Here is a 13,331-nt window from a genome sequence, read left to right as displayed (position 1 = left end):
CATGGCGACGACGCTTCCGCTCCAGGAGACGACGCAGGGTCGCCCCACCACCCTGCCGCCGCGTCAGGCCGCACTGCTCAGCGCATCGCGCGTCGAGCAGAAGGGCAACATCATCGTCAAGTGGATCACCTCCACCGACCACAAGACGATCGGGTACCTGTACCTCATCTCCTCCGTCATCTTCTTCCTCCTGGGTGGAGTGATGGCGCTGATCATCCGTGCAGAGCTCTTCGAGCCCGGGATGCAGATCATCCCGACCAAGGAGCAGTACAACCAGCTGTTCACGATGCACGGCACGATCATGCTGCTGATGTTCGCGACGCCGCTGTTCGCGGGCTTCGCGAACGCGATCCTGCCGCTGCAGATCGGGGCGCCCGACGTCGCCTTCCCGCGTCTGAACGCCTTCGCCTTCTGGCTGTTCCTCTTCGGCTCGACGATCGCCGTCTCGGGATTCCTCACCCCCCAGGGTGCTGCCGCGTTCGGCTGGTTCGCCTATCAGCCCCTCGCGAACGCCTCGTTCTCCCCGGGGGTGGGTGGCAACCTCTGGATGCTCGGCCTCGGCATGAGCGGTTTCGGCACGATCCTCGGTGCCGTGAACTTCATCACGACGATCATCACGATGCGCGCGCCCGGCATGACCATGTGGCGCATGCCGATCTTCTCGTGGAACACGCTGATCACCAGCATCCTGGTGCTGATGGCGTTCCCGGTCCTCGCCGCCGCCATCCTCGCGGCCGCTGCCGACCGCGTCCTCGGCGCCCACATCTACGACCCGGCCAACGGCGGTGTGCTCCTCTGGCAGCACCTGTTCTGGTTCTTCGGTCACCCCGAGGTCTACATCATCGCGCTGCCGTTCTTCGGCATCGTGTCGGAGATCTTCCCGGTCTTCAGCCGCAAGCCGATCTTCGGCTACAAGACGCTCGTCTACGCGACGATTGCGATCGCCGCCCTGTCGGTGGCGGTGTGGGCTCACCACATGTACGTCACCGGCGCGGTGCTGCTGCCGTTCTTCGCCCTGATGACGATGCTGATCGCAGTTCCCACGGGCGTGAAGATCTTCAACTGGATCGGCACGCTCTGGCGAGGCTCGGTGACGTTCGAGACCCCGATGGTCTTCGCCCTCGGCTTCCTGGTGTCGTTCGTGTTCGGTGGTCTCACCGGCGTGATCCTCGCGTCGCCGCCGCTGGACTTCGCCCTGTCCGACTCCTACTTCGTCGTGGCGCACTTCCACTACGTCGTGTTCGGCACCGTCGTGTTCGCGATGTTCGCGGGCTTCTACTTCTGGTGGCCGAAGTGGACCGGGCGCATGCTCAACGAGCGTCTCGGCTACGTCCACTTCTGGATGCTGTTCATCGGCTTCCACATGACGTTCCTCATCCAGCACTGGCTCGGCGTCGACGGAATGGTGCGCCGTTACGCGGACTACTCCGAGGCCGACGGGTGGACCTGGCAGAACCAGGTGTCGACGATCGGGGCCATCATCCTCGGCGCCTCGATGATCCCGTTCCTGTTCAACGTGTGGATCACGTCGCGCAAGGCACCCAAGGTCACCGTGAACGACCCGTGGGGCTACGGCGCATCGCTCGAGTGGGCGACCTCCTGCCCGCCCCCGCGTCACAACTTCACGTCGATCCCGCGCATCCGCAGCGAGCGGCCCGCGTTCGACCTGAACCACCCCGAGGCGGGTATCCCGGTCGGCGTCGGTCCTGCGAAGGACGCCCCCGAAGCCCCGGTCTCCGACCTTGCCGATGGAGAGGTGAAGTAAGGTGCGCACGAACACCGGACTCTGGTGGCTGCTGGCGATCTTCTTCCTGGCGGTGGCCGTCGTCTACACCGGGTGGAACATCATCGCCCACCCCGACGTGCCGTGGTACCACGGCATCGAGTGGGTCGGCAGCGTCGCGCTGCTGTTCACCGCACTGATGGGCGCGCTGATCGCGTTCTACATCGGCAAGGTGCACAAGGCACAGGGCGGCGAACTCCCCGAGGACGTCCTCACCTCCGACATCGACGACGGCGACCCTGAGCTCGGCGAGTTCAGCCCGTGGTCGTGGTGGCCGATCGTCCTGGCCTTCTCGGCCGCGCTCGGCATGATCGGCCTCGCGGTCGGCGCCTGGATGATGCCCATCGGCATCGCCGTCTTCGTCGTCGCGATCGTCGGCTGGGTCTACGAGTACTACCGCGGTTATTTCGCCCGCTGATCCGGCGCTGCCGGCCCGAATGGCTCATCGCGTGACGCGCACGGGAGCCCGTCTGTGACGGGTCCCCGTGCGCTTCTGCGTGCGACTGCCTGCTCCGACATCGGCCCGCACCGCCGGACGAATCAGGATGCCGCGTTCACGGCCTCGTGGGGCGCCGCCGTGGCCGACGGCGTCGGAGGGGGACCCGCCGGCGACCTCGCCTCGGCGGCTTTGATCCACCGGTTGGCCGCGGGCCGCCTCGACGGTCTCGAGCCGGTGCAGCTCGCCGATGCGGTGCGGTCGGCCAACTGGGACCTCCGCGCCCATGTCGAGCGCGATCCGTCGCTGAGCGGCATGGCCACCACGTTCACGGGGCTCTTCGCGGCGCGTGACGGCGGGCTTCTGCTGGCCCATACCGGAGACTCCCGGGCGTACCGCCTGCGAGACGGCGAGCTCGCACAGGCGAGCAGGGACGATTCGCTCGTGCAGGCACTGGTCGACCGCGGGATCGTCTCGCTCACGGATGCCGCTTCCCACCCTCGTCGAAACATCATCACCGCCTCGCTGAGCGGCGCCGAACGTGACGCCGCCGCGGTGACCGCTCACGATGCGCGGGCCGGCGACAGGTGGCTGCTGTGCAGCGACGGCCTCACAGACTACGTCCCGGATGCCGAGATCCGCGACCTTCTTCTGGAGTTCCCGCATGCGGGAACGGCGGTCGAGGCGTGTGTGGCGGTGGCCCTCGAAGCCGGTTCCTCTGACAACGTCACCGTGGTCGTCTGCGACGTCGTCCTGTCTGCCGGCGAGGTCGGCGGCGCGCCCGCGCAGACGACGTTCTACGGGGCGGCCGCCGACCGGTTCATGGAAGGGCTGGAGTCGGCTTGAGCCGGGCGCTCAGCCTGCGACGGGCGCGCGGACGACCATCACCTGGGCGTCGAACACGCGGGGGAGTGCGCCCTCATCGTTCTCCGTCGGCTGGCCTTCGCGCACCCAGTACTCGTAGCCACCGATCATCTCCTTGACGGAGTAGCCGAGCTTGGCGAACTCGATGGCGCCCTTCGCACCCGCGTTGCAACCGGGACTCCAGCAGTAGACGACGACGGGGGTCGACCTGTCGATCTCGCGCGGTGCGCGATCGGCGATCTCGCGGTACGGCATGTGGATCGCGCCACGGATGCGTCCCTGCGCCCATGCCTCTCCGCCTCGGACGTCGACGAGGACGACCTGCTCGCCGGCCTTCTGAGCGGCGTACACGTCGGAGGAGTCTGTTTCGAGGGCGAGTTTGGCGGAGAAGTACGAGAGGGCATCGGTCATGCGTCCACGCTAAGTCAGCATCCGTGTCTCGACCGTCGGAAGCGCGGTCAGACGTCGTCTGATTCCTGCCGATCGGCGGCGCCCGCCACGTGCTCGCTGCAGCGGACGACAGATGCCCCGGCACGATCGTGGAGATCGTGCCGGGGCATCCGTCTGCGAGTGCGGCGACCCTACTGGTCGGACTCCTTCTCGCGGTTGCGCGGAGCCTTCGTGCCGGGCTCGGGCTCGGGAACGATGACGTTCGAGGGGCGCACCGGCACCTCGCCGTGCTTCCCGTCGTCGAGCGGCTTGTGCGGGGCGTCCGGGACGCCGGCACGCTCGTGAGCAGCCTGGATCTCGAGGTCTTCCTCGGCCGCGATGTGGTCGAGGTCGTGGTGCTGGTGAGCCAGCGCCGCGTCGAGCTCCGCCTGCGTGACGGGCGTGAGGCGGTCCTCGAAGAACCAGCGCGAGATGGACGCGCGGAGGTTCTCGTGCCACGGGATCTGACCCTTGGCGTTCGGACGCACCACGAGCGGCTCGTAGGTGTCGAAGTCGGCCAGCTTGAAGCGCTCGTAGTCGTCGACAGGCTGGTGCACCTCGATGTACTCGCCACCGGGGAGGCGGACGATGCGGCCCGACTCGTAGCCGTGCAGCGAGATCTCGCGGTCCTTCTTCTGCAGCGCGATGCAGATGCGCTTGGTGACGAAGTACGCGATCACCGGGCCGAGGATCAACAGCGCCTGGAGCGTGTGGATCACGCCTTCCATCGTCAGCCAGAAATGCGTGGCGATGATGTCGGAGGCGGCCGCGGCCCACAGCACCGCGTAGAACGTGACGCCGGCCGCGCCGATCGCGGTGCGGGTCGCGGAGTTGCGCGGACGCTGGGCGATGTGGTGCTCGCGCTTGTCGCCGGTGACCCACGCCTCGATGAAGGGGTAGATCAGGACGAGCACGATGAACAGGCCGAGCACGACGAGCGGCACGATGATGTTGAACGACCACGTGCGGTCGAGGAACACGATCTCCCAGCCCGGCGGAACCAGGCGCAGGGCGCCGTCCGCGAACCCGATGTACCAGTCCGGCTGGGTGCCCGCGGAGACGGGGGACGGGTCGTACGGGCCGTAGTTCCAGATCGGGTTGATCGTGAACAGCGAGGCGATGAGTACGATCACGCCGAACGTGATGAACAGGAACCCGCCCATCTTCGACATGTAGACCGGCATCATCGGGTAGCCCACGACGACGCTGTTCGTGCGGCCGGCGCCGGCGAACTGCGTGTGCTTGTTGATCACCATCAGCATGAGGTGGAGCACCAGCAAGCCGACGAGGATCGCGGGCAGCAGCAGGATGTGCAGCGTGTACAGGCGGCCGACGATCGCGTCGCCAGGGAACTGTCCGCCGAACAGCAGGAACGAGGTCCAGGTTCCGATGATCGGGATGCCCTTGACCATGCCGTCGATGATGCGGAGGCCGTTGCCCGAGAGCACGTCGTCGGGGAGCGAGTAGCCGGTGAAGCCCTCGCCCATCGCGAGGATGAACAGGATGAATCCGATCACCCAGTTGAGCTCGCGCGGCTTGCGGAACGCACCCGTGAAGAACACGCGCAGCATGTGCACGCCGATGCCGGCGACGAACACCAGCGCGGCCCAGTGGTGCATCTGCCGGACGAGGAGACCGCCGCGCAGATCGAAAGAGATCTCGAGGGTCGAAGCCATGGCGGCCGACATCTCGATGCCGCGCATCGGCAGGTAGGCGCCGTTGTAGTGCGTCTCGACCATCGACGCCTGGAAGAAGAACGTCAGGAACGTGCCCGAGAGGAGCACGACGACGAACGCCCACAGGGCGATCTCGCCCAGCATGAACGACCAGTGGTCGGGGAAGATCTTGCGGCCGAGCTCCTTGACGAAGCCGGAGAGGCTCGTGCGCTCATCGATGTAGTTCGCGGTGGCGCCGATGAAGCGGCCGCCCAGCGGACGGTCGCCGTTGCGTGAGACGGGAGCCACAGGAGCCGCAGGCTGCTCAGTGACGGTTGAGGTGCTCAATGACGCTCCCAGAAGCTCGGGCCGACGGGTTCGAGGAAGTCGCTGCGGGCCACCAGGTAGCCCTCGTCGTCGACGGTGATGGGCAGCTGCGGCAGCGGGCGCGCCGCCGGGCCGAAGATGACCTTCGCGTGGTCGGTCACGTCGAACTGCGACTGGTGGCACGGGCACAGCAGGTGGTGGGTCTGCTGCTCGTAGAGCGCGACCGGGCAGCCGACGTGTGTGCATACCTTCGAGTACGCGACGATGCCGTTGTACGACCACTCCTTGCGGTCCTCGGACTCGGTGAGCTGCTCGGGGAGCAGGCGCACCAGGAGCACGAGCGCCTTGGCCTTCTCGTCGAGGTAGCCCTCGCTGTGCGAGACATCGGCGAGTGCTTCGGGGATGACGTGCACCGCGGAGCCGAGGGTGAGGTCGGCCGCCTTGATGGGCTCGCCCGACGGGTCGTGAGCCAGGCGCATGCCCTCCTTCCACATGGTGTGCTCGAGGAGGTACACGGGGTCGCCGGCGTGCGGCTTCTCCGGCGAGTTGAACGGAGCGAGGCCGCGGAAGAGCACGACGCCGGGCACGACCGATGCCACGAGGGCGGCGATCAGCGAGTTGCGGACCATCGCACGTCGGCCGAAGCCCGACTCTGCGTCCGCGTCGGCGAAGGCCTTGATCGCGGCCTCACGCGTCGTGTCGCGGCCGCGCGTCGCGTGACGGGGCTCGACGAACTCCCTGTCGGACATGACGGCCTTCGACCAGTGGATCGCGCCCACGCCGATGGCCAGCAGCGCGAAGGCGATGCCGAGTCCGATGAAGAGGTTGTTGTTGCGGATGTCGACGATCCGCCCGCTCTCGATCGGGAAGAGCATGTAGGCGGCGATCGCCCAGATGCTGCCGGCGATCGACAGGTAGAAGAGCGTGTAGATGGCGCGGACCGCGCGCTTCATCGAAGCGGGGTCCTTGTCGGTCATCCGCTCGCGGTGCGGGGGGAGGCCAGGGTTGTGCACCGGGTCGGTGACCGCCACAGCGAGCCCGGGGGAGGGCTTCCAGGAAGCCCTCTCGTGCTCTAGCGGGTCGTCCTCGTGGGCCATGCTGCTCCTCGTCAAGTCTTACGTGTGTCGTTCGTCGATCAGTTGGACTTCGCCGTGATCCACACGGTGATGGCGATCAGCGAGCCGATGCCGAAGATCCAGATGAAGAGGCCCTCCGAGACGGGGCCGAGCGAGCCGAGCGTGAATCCGCCCGCAGACTCGTTGTCCTGCAGGTACAGCAGGTAGGTGATGATGTCGCGCTTCTCTTCGGTGGTCAGCGTCATGTCGTTGAACACCGGCATGTTCTGCGGACCCGTGACCATCGCCGCGTACATGTTCAGCGGGGTGGTGGTGTGAAGGTTGGGGGCGTACTTGCCCTCCGTGAGCGCACCGCCGGCGCCGGCGACGTTGTGGCACATGGCGCAGTTGATGCGGAAGAGCTCGCCACCCTCGGACGCGCTGCCGCCGCCGTCGAGGACCTCGTCGTCGGGGTAGGTCGGGCCGGGCGCGATCGACTGGACGTAGGCGCCGATCGCGGTGATCTGCTCCTCGGTGAACTGCGCGGGCTTCTGCGGAGCCTGCGGGCCCTGCATCTGCAGCGGCATGCGCCCGGTGCTCATCTGGAAGTGCACGGCGAGCTCGCCCACGCCGTAGAGCGACGGGCCGTCCTCGGTTCCCTGCACGTCCAGGCCGTGGCACGTGGCGCAGTTGGCCTGGAACAGCTTCTTGCCGTCTTCGACGGTGAGCGCGGAGTTCGTGACGGTCTCGGGAGTCGTGGCCGCCATCGCGGCGGATGCCCCGGCGTAGACGCCGCCCGTGATGAGCAGGCCGATGCCGATCAGTGCGGCTGCAGCCCAGGGGCTGCGGCGGCCTTTCGAGCGGCGCGTGGTCTGTCGTGCCATGTCGGGTTTCAGCTCCGCTCTCACTTGAGGAAGTAGATGACGAGGAAGAGGGCGATCCAGACGACGTCGACGAAGTGCCAGTAGTACGACACGACGATCGAGGACGTCATCTCTTTGCGCCCGAAGTTCTTGACGGCGTATGCGCGGCCGATGACGAGGAGGAAGGCGATGAGGCCGCCCGTCACGTGCAGAGCGTGGAAGCCGGTGGTGAGGTAGAAGGCCGACGCGTACGAGTTCGCGCTGATCGGCATGCCCTCCGTGACGAGCTGGGCGTACTCCCACACCTGGCCCGAGACGAAGATCGCGCCGAGAGCGAAGGTCAGCCAGAACCACTCGACCATGCCCCAGCCGAGCCAGCCGCGCTTCTTCGTCGAGTAGGGCTGGAAGCGCTCTGCGGCGAACACGCCCATCTGGCACGTGACCGAGGACAGCACGAGGATGATCGTGTTGACGGTCGCGTACGGGATGTTCAGCAGCTGCGTCTCCTGCGCCCACAGTTCGGGCGAGGTGTTTCGCAGGGTGAAGTAGATCGCGAAGAGGCCCGCGAAGAACATCACCTCGCTGCCGAGCCACACGATGGTTCCGACAGCGACCGGATCCGGCCGCTTGACGGACCGCATGGCCTGGGAGTAGGTCGCTGTGGAGGTCGTCACGCTCCCCATTATGGCCGATTCGAAGCCGCGATTTTCGCATCGGAGGGCATGACTTCGCCCGCTCCGGAACTTAGGGGAGCCTAAAAGGACACTGCGACTTCGCCGTGAACCCGTGGTGAAGACGCAGAATCGCCCCGCGCGGGCCGCCGTGTCACGAAACGGTTCCGATTCCCGAGCCCGGCTAGGCTTCTCGGTTATGGCGGAGCTGTACACCTGGCCGGGAATCCTCACCACGCTGCTCGAGCGGCGCGACCTCACCGTCTCGGAGTCGACGTGGGCGATGCGGCAGATCATGTCGGGCACCGCCACCCCCTCGCAACTGGCGGGATTCCTCGTCGCGCTGCGGGCCAAGGGCGAGACCGTGGACGAGATCGTCGGCTTCCGCGACGCGATCCTCGAGGCCGCGCTCCCGCTGCCCGTCGACGCGGCCGTCCTCGACATCGTGGGCACCGGCGGCGACCGCTTCGGCACCGTGAACGTGTCGACGATGTCGGCCCTCGTGGCGGCAGCATCCGGGATCCCGGTCGTCAAGCACGGCAACAAGGCGGCCAGCTCCTCATCGGGCTCGTCGGACGTGCTGGGCGCACTCGGGGTCGACCTCGCGCTGTCCCCGGACGCCGTGGCCGAGACCCTCTCCCGCGCGGGCATCACATTCGCGTTCGCGGGCGCGTTCCACCCCGGGTTCAAGAACGCCGCGGCGACGCGGAGCGAGCTCGGCGTCCCCACGGTCTTCAACTTCCTCGGCCCGCTGTGCAACCCGGCGCGTGCCGAGGCGAACGCCGTCGGCGTCGCCCATCTCGACCGCGTGCCGCTCATCACCGGCGTGTTCCGCACGCGCGGCGCGACGGCGCTGGTGTTCCGCGGCGACGACGGTCTCGACGAGCTCACGACGACCGGTCACAGCCGAGTGTGGGAAGTCAGCCGCGGCGACATCCACGAGCACGATCTGGACCCGCGCGACCTCGGCATCCCGCTCGCCGACATCGACGACCTGCTGGGCGGCGACCCGGCCCACAACGCCGACGTGGTGCGGCGGGTGCTCGGCGGCGAGGAGGGCGCGGTGCGCGACATCGTGCTGCTCAACGCGGCCGCGGGCATCGTCGCCTACCGGCTGTTCCGCGACGCCGCACAGGTGCAGCGGCCGATCCTCGAGCGCCTCGCCGAAGCAAGGGACGACGCCGCCGCCGCGATCGACAGCGGCGCAGCGACCGCCACGTTGGACCGCTGGGTCGAGACGACGCGCGCACTCGCCTCCTGAATCCGGCGCCGTGCGGGGGTTTTCTCCGGCGCGCGCTCTTCCGCCGCGCCGCGCCGCGCCGCTAGCGTGTGGCTCAACGACCGCATCCGAGGAGGACGCATGAGTGAGGAAGAGCCCCGCACCACCGACGTGATCGAGCCCCCCGAGAAGAAGGTCGGCCTGGTGAAGGCGGTCGGCATCATCGGGATCATCGGCGGCATCCTGCTGATCGTCGTCGGCATCATCGCGTGGATCGGCGTGACGACCCAGCTCACGGCCGAGAACATCACCATCCCGGACGATGCGGCAGCCTTCCAGGGCCAGCAGGTCACAGGTCCCTTCACCGCGTACGTGCAGGCCGACATCATCAACACCCATGCTCTCGAGGCGTCGGGCGGCAAGACGTACGCGGAGCTCGACCAGGACGACCCGGTGCGGGCGACCGTGATGCAGGCGTCGTTCCTGCGCGCTTCCCTCTTCACCTCGGTCGTCGCCTATGGCGTCGCGCTGTTCGCCGCCGGAATGGGCGTGCTCGCGATCCTGTTCGGCTGGGCCATCCACCGGTTGGCGAGCGTGCCGGTGGTGATCCGGCGCTCCACCGTCGCCTGATCGGCAGCCCCGCCGCACGTGAACCCCTACGACGCGCTCACCGAGATCGCCACGCTCCTCGAGCGTGAGCGCTCGTCCCGGTACAAGTCGAAGGCGTTCCGTGCGGCGGCGGACGCGATCGACGGCTTGAGCGACGCAGAGCTGCGGGACACCGCGGCTCTGCGTCGCCGCAAGGGGATCGGCGACTCCACCTTCGCCGTGATCCAGCAGGCGCTGGCAGGCGAGGTGCCGGGGTACCTCGTCGACCTGCGCGCGCGGGCGGGGGTGCAGCGCACATCGACCCTCCGGCCGCTGCTGCGGGGCGACCTGCACTCGCACAGCGACTGGTCCGACGGCCTCACCTCCATCGACCTCATGGTCGACGCGGCGAGAGCACTCGGCCACGAGTACCTCGCCCTGACCGACCACTCGCCGCGGCTGCGCGTCGCGAACGGGCTGTCGCCCGAGCGCCTGCGCTCCCAGCTCGAGGTCGTCGCGGGCATGAGCGGCGACGGATTCACGCTCCTCTCGGGCATCGAGGTCGACATCCTCGAGGACGGCACCCTCGACCAGGAACCGGACCTCCTCGCCGAACTCGGCGTCGTGGTCGCATCCGCCCACTCCAAGCTGCGCATGGAGCGCGGTCCGATGACGCGGCGCCTGGTCGCGGCGGTGTCGAGCGCCCACATCGATGTGCTCGGACACGTCACCGGCCGCCTCGTCGAGGGGTCGCGCGGAACGCGGCCGCCTTCGACCTTCGATGCGCGGGCCGTGTTCGAGGCCTGCGAGGCCCACGGCGTCGCGGTGGAGATCAACTCCCGGCCGGAGCGGCAGGACCCGCCGGACGACCTGATGGCACTGGCGCTGGAGATCGGATGCCTCTTCTCGATCGATTCGGACGCCCATGCGCCCGGCCAGCTCTCGCTGCTGGACTACGGCGCCGAGCGTGCCGAGCGCATCGGCGTGCCGCCCGAGCGCATCGTCACGACGTGGCCGCTGGACAAGCTGCGCGCGTGGACCGGACGCGACCGCGGCGCCTGAGTCCGTTGTGACGGATCCAGCGCGACAGTCGCGCCCGGGCGCTCACTGGGCCGCGTTCGCGCGGACCACTTCGAGGCGAGCGCGGTACTCGGTCTCGTCGATGTCGCCCTTTGCGAAACGCTCGGCGAGCGTCGTCTCGGCCTGACGGGCGGGGTTGCGGCCGTACGGACCGTATCCGTTCTCCGCGGCTGAGCGCCGCCAGCGGCGGCCGAAGACCGCGAAGAGGATCGCGAACAGGGCGATCCAGAACAGCGGGATCAGAAGGAACCACCAGCCGAACCCCCACGGGGCGGCGAAGTGGGTGGCCACGATCCCTGAGCCGGCATCGAGCACGGTGGCGAGTGCAATGGACATGCGGATTCCTCTCTCGGAGCCGGCCCCGCCGGGGAGGGCGACCGGATGCCTCGAGTCAACGCGGGTGGCGGCATCCGTGAATCCGACCGTCGGAGCGATCTCGACTGCTCTCGGGGGAGTACCGCAGCCGCGATCACCGGGGTTGTGAGCCGACGAGCCCCGATTCGTACGCGATGATCACGAGACGCACCCGATCCCGGGCGTAGAGCTTCTGCATGATGCGCGACACGTGCGTCTTCGCGGTGAGCGGCGAAAGATGCAGGCGGGCGCCGATCTCGTCGTTCGTCAGCCCTTCGGCGACGAGGCGCAGGACGTCGACTTCGCGCTCGGTGAGGGTCTCGAGGAGCCGGGGATCGGGGATCGCGCGCAGGCCCGACGCGGCCCGGTCGAGCAGCGTGCGGGTGACCCCGGGGGACAGGAGCGCGTCGCCGGCGGCCACGGCGCGGACCGCGCGGATGAGGTCGGCGGGCTCGGTGTCCTTCACCAGGAACCCGCTGGCGCCGGCGAGCACCGCACGGATCACGTACTCGTCGAGTTCGAAGGTGGTCACGATCACGACCCGCACACCGGCCAGGTCAGGGTCGGCGGCGATCTGCTCGGCGGCCCACAGGCCGTCGCCGTCCGGCATGCGGATGTCGACGAGCGCGACGTCGACGTCTGTCGTGCGGAGCGCGCGCAGCAGCTCCTGGCCGCCGGATGCCTCCGCCACGACCTCGATGTCGGGCTCCGAGTCCAGGAGCGCCCGGAACCCTGCCCGCACGAGCTGGTGGTCGTCGGCGAGGGCCACCCGGATCATGCCGCGCCCTGCCAGGGAAGACGCGCGACCACGGCGGTGCCGCGTGTGCCGCTGTCGACGGTCAGGAAGCCCCCCGCGAGCTCGGCGCGCTCGCGCATGCCGCGCAGGCCCCCGCGCTCGGACGCGGTCGCGGGGATGCCGGCACCGTCGTCGGCGACCGTGAGGACGAGGTCGTCGGCGTCGTGCTCGACCGTCACCGTGGCGTGCGAGGCCGCCGAATGGCGGACCACGTTGGTGAGCGCCTCCTGCGCGATGCGGTAGGCCGTCGTCTGCACCGCGCTGGGCGGCGTGTCTCCTGCGAGGCGGTCGTCGAGCGCGACGCTCAGGCCCAGCCCGGTGCGGCCGGCGACGAGGCCGGGCAGCTGCGCGAGCTGCGGCTGCGGCGTGAGCGGCGCGGTGTCGGGCGCGCCGATCTCGTCGCCGCGCAGGAACGCGAGCACGCCGCGCACCTCGTCGAGGCCGGTCGCGCTGAGGGTGCGGATGTTCCCGAGCGCCTCACGTGCCCGCTCCGGCTCGCGGTCGAAGAGGTGCAGCCCCATCCCGGACTGCACGGCGATCTGGCTCAGCGAATGCGCGAGCACGTCGTGCAGCTCCCGGGCGATGCGCGAGCGCTCCTCCTGCTCGGCGGCGCGGCGTCGCGCGACCAGCTGCGTGCGGCGCTCCTCGGCGCCGCGGATGCGCGCCTTCACTCCCTCGCCGACGACGAAGCACAGCGCGAGGCCCACGGTGGCGAAGGCGATGCGCGCGGGGTGCCACGACACACCGACGAAGTCCGCCCCGACGACGACGCCGAGCCAGGCCACGCCGACCGAGACGAGCGCCCATACCCGCGCGCCGCGGACGACGGCGCCGACGATCGCGAAGACCAGGGCGACGGGCGGCGGCCCGCCCACGGGCGCGATCAGCAGGTCGACGCCGCTCAGCGCGGCCACGGCCGCGACGGTGGGCCCGGGCAGTCGCCGCGCCGCCAGGAGGAGGAGAGCGGATGCTGCGGCCAGCGTCAGGCTCGTCGCCGCGGCGGCGACGGGCACGCGCTGCCACCACGACAGCGCGATGGTGCCGGGCACCTGCACGAGGAGCGAGACGAAGACCGGGACGAGGAGCACGACGGCCGCCGGTGGGTGAAAGCGCGGGCCGAACTCGTCGGTGCTCGAGGCGCGGAGCCGGTGACGGCTCGCACTCGGATCGTGACGCACGGGCCCGGGCATGCGCACGATGCTACGCCGCGC

Annotated in this window: 14 protein-coding genes; 6 read left to right on the top strand and 8 right to left on the bottom strand. The window is 69.0% G+C overall.

Features of this window, described 5'->3' with window-relative positions; genetic code table 11:
* The first annotated feature begins 1 nt into the window (after position 1).
* Genes ctaD through J2Y46_RS15175 form a run of 3 tightly spaced genes read left to right on the top strand, consistent with a single transcriptional unit; the run spans position 2 to position 3,065 of the window.
* Positions 2-1,765 carry a cytochrome c oxidase subunit I gene (gene ctaD / locus J2Y46_RS15185; protein WP_045298929.1) on the top strand — a complete coding sequence of 588 codons (1,764 nt, stop codon included), beginning with the start codon at positions 2-4 and terminating at the stop codon, positions 1,763-1,765.
* Between the two features lies 1 nt (position 1,766).
* Positions 1,767-2,201 carry a cytochrome c oxidase subunit 4 gene (locus J2Y46_RS15180; protein ID WP_045298927.1) on the top strand — a complete coding sequence of 145 codons (435 nt, stop codon included), beginning with the start codon at positions 1,767-1,769 and terminating at the stop codon, positions 2,199-2,201.
* Between the two features lie 54 nt (positions 2,202-2,255).
* Positions 2,256-3,065 carry a PP2C family serine/threonine-protein phosphatase gene (locus tag J2Y46_RS15175; RefSeq protein ID WP_211255903.1) on the top strand — a complete coding sequence of 270 codons (810 nt, stop codon included), beginning with the start codon at positions 2,256-2,258 and terminating at the stop codon, positions 3,063-3,065.
* Between the two features lie 9 nt (positions 3,066-3,074).
* Here the strand turns inward: J2Y46_RS15175 and J2Y46_RS15170 are convergent, their stop codons facing one another.
* From J2Y46_RS15170 to J2Y46_RS15150, 5 genes are all read right to left on the bottom strand, one after another.
* Positions 3,075-3,494: a rhodanese-like domain-containing protein gene (locus J2Y46_RS15170; protein WP_045298924.1), complete on the bottom strand. Its 420-nt coding sequence runs from the start codon at positions 3,492-3,494 to the stop codon at positions 3,075-3,077.
* A 170-nt stretch (positions 3,495-3,664) separates the two neighbouring features.
* Entirely contained in the window at positions 3,665-5,476 is a 1,812-nt protein-coding gene (locus J2Y46_RS15165; protein WP_157005507.1) for a cytochrome bc complex cytochrome b subunit, read from the bottom strand.
* A gap of 35 nt (positions 5,477-5,511) precedes the next feature.
* Positions 5,512-6,591: a ubiquinol-cytochrome c reductase iron-sulfur subunit gene (locus J2Y46_RS15160; RefSeq protein ID WP_045298920.1), complete on the bottom strand. Its 1,080-nt coding sequence runs from the start codon at positions 6,589-6,591 to the stop codon at positions 5,512-5,514.
* A 38-nt stretch (positions 6,592-6,629) separates the two neighbouring features.
* On the bottom strand, positions 6,630-7,433 hold the full coding sequence (locus J2Y46_RS15155) for a cytochrome c (protein WP_045298918.1): 804 nt from the start codon (positions 7,431-7,433) through the stop codon (positions 6,630-6,632).
* 20 nt (positions 7,434-7,453) lie between these two features.
* A complete protein-coding gene (locus J2Y46_RS15150) occupies positions 7,454-8,095 on the bottom strand; it encodes a heme-copper oxidase subunit III (protein WP_045298916.1) in 642 nt (213 codons plus the stop codon).
* Between the two features lie 187 nt (positions 8,096-8,282).
* Here J2Y46_RS15150 and trpD point away from each other — a divergent pair, with 187 nt between their 5' ends.
* The 3 genes from trpD (at position 8,283) to J2Y46_RS15135 (ending at position 10,952) form a co-directional block, all read left to right on the top strand.
* The gene (trpD, locus tag J2Y46_RS15145; protein WP_045298914.1) at positions 8,283-9,344 is read left to right on the top strand and encodes an anthranilate phosphoribosyltransferase; all 1,062 of its coding nucleotides are present in this window, start codon (positions 8,283-8,285) and stop codon (positions 9,342-9,344) included.
* 99 nt (positions 9,345-9,443) lie between these two features.
* On the top strand, positions 9,444-9,932 hold the full coding sequence (locus tag J2Y46_RS15140; protein ID WP_045298912.1) for a hypothetical protein: 489 nt from the start codon (positions 9,444-9,446) through the stop codon (positions 9,930-9,932).
* Between the two features lie 18 nt (positions 9,933-9,950).
* Positions 9,951-10,952, top strand: a complete 1,002-nt coding sequence (locus J2Y46_RS15135; protein WP_310243358.1) for a PHP domain-containing protein — start codon at positions 9,951-9,953, stop codon at positions 10,950-10,952.
* Between the two features lie 42 nt (positions 10,953-10,994).
* Here the strand turns inward: J2Y46_RS15135 and J2Y46_RS15130 are convergent, their stop codons facing one another.
* From J2Y46_RS15130 to J2Y46_RS15120, 3 genes are all read right to left on the bottom strand, one after another.
* Positions 10,995-11,306 (bottom strand): hypothetical protein, encoded by a 312-nt coding sequence (locus tag J2Y46_RS15130; protein WP_310243356.1) that lies wholly within the window; start codon positions 11,304-11,306, stop codon positions 10,995-10,997.
* 133 nt (positions 11,307-11,439) lie between these two features.
* Positions 11,440-12,102 (bottom strand): response regulator transcription factor, encoded by a 663-nt coding sequence (locus tag J2Y46_RS15125; RefSeq protein ID WP_310243354.1) that lies wholly within the window; start codon positions 12,100-12,102, stop codon positions 11,440-11,442.
* The gene (locus J2Y46_RS15120; RefSeq protein ID WP_052676775.1) at positions 12,099-13,310 is read right to left on the bottom strand and encodes a sensor histidine kinase; all 1,212 of its coding nucleotides are present in this window, start codon (positions 13,308-13,310) and stop codon (positions 12,099-12,101) included. The genes J2Y46_RS15125 and J2Y46_RS15120 overlap by 4 nt, the downstream gene beginning before the upstream one ends.
* Between the last annotated feature and the right edge of the window lie 21 nt (positions 13,311-13,331).

Origin of the sequence: Microbacterium sp. BE35 (assembly GCF_031457705.1) — a bacterium.
In the GTDB taxonomy this organism is placed as follows: domain Bacteria; phylum Actinomycetota; class Actinomycetes; order Actinomycetales; family Microbacteriaceae; genus Microbacterium; species Microbacterium trichothecenolyticum.
The sequence above is the reverse complement of the archived record's forward strand: the minus strand, read 5'-3'. Positions and strand labels throughout refer to the sequence as shown.

Excerpts from the sequence above, each read along its gene's own strand:
- ctaD (WP_045298929.1), top strand. The coding sequence starts at position 2 with ATGGCGACGACGCTTCCGCTCCAGGAGACGACGCAGGGTCGCCCCACC.
- J2Y46_RS15170 (WP_045298924.1), bottom strand. The coding sequence starts at position 3,494 with ATGACCGATGCCCTCTCGTACTTCTCCGCCAAACTCGCCCTCGAAACA.
- J2Y46_RS15160 (WP_045298920.1), bottom strand. The coding sequence starts at position 6,591 with ATGGCCCACGAGGACGACCCGCTAGAGCACGAGAGGGCTTCCTGGAAG.
- J2Y46_RS15155 (WP_045298918.1), bottom strand. The coding sequence starts at position 7,433 with ATGGCACGACAGACCACGCGCCGCTCGAAAGGCCGCCGCAGCCCCTGG.
- J2Y46_RS15150 (WP_045298916.1), bottom strand. The coding sequence starts at position 8,095 with ATGGGGAGCGTGACGACCTCCACAGCGACCTACTCCCAGGCCATGCGG.
- trpD (WP_045298914.1), top strand. The coding sequence starts at position 8,283 with ATGGCGGAGCTGTACACCTGGCCGGGAATCCTCACCACGCTGCTCGAG.
- J2Y46_RS15140 (WP_045298912.1), top strand. The coding sequence starts at position 9,444 with ATGAGTGAGGAAGAGCCCCGCACCACCGACGTGATCGAGCCCCCCGAG.
- J2Y46_RS15130 (WP_310243356.1), bottom strand. The coding sequence starts at position 11,306 with ATGTCCATTGCACTCGCCACCGTGCTCGATGCCGGCTCAGGGATCGTG.
- J2Y46_RS15125 (WP_310243354.1), bottom strand. The coding sequence starts at position 12,102 with ATGATCCGGGTGGCCCTCGCCGACGACCACCAGCTCGTGCGGGCAGGG.
- J2Y46_RS15120 (WP_052676775.1), bottom strand. The coding sequence starts at position 13,310 with ATGCCCGGGCCCGTGCGTCACGATCCGAGTGCGAGCCGTCACCGGCTC.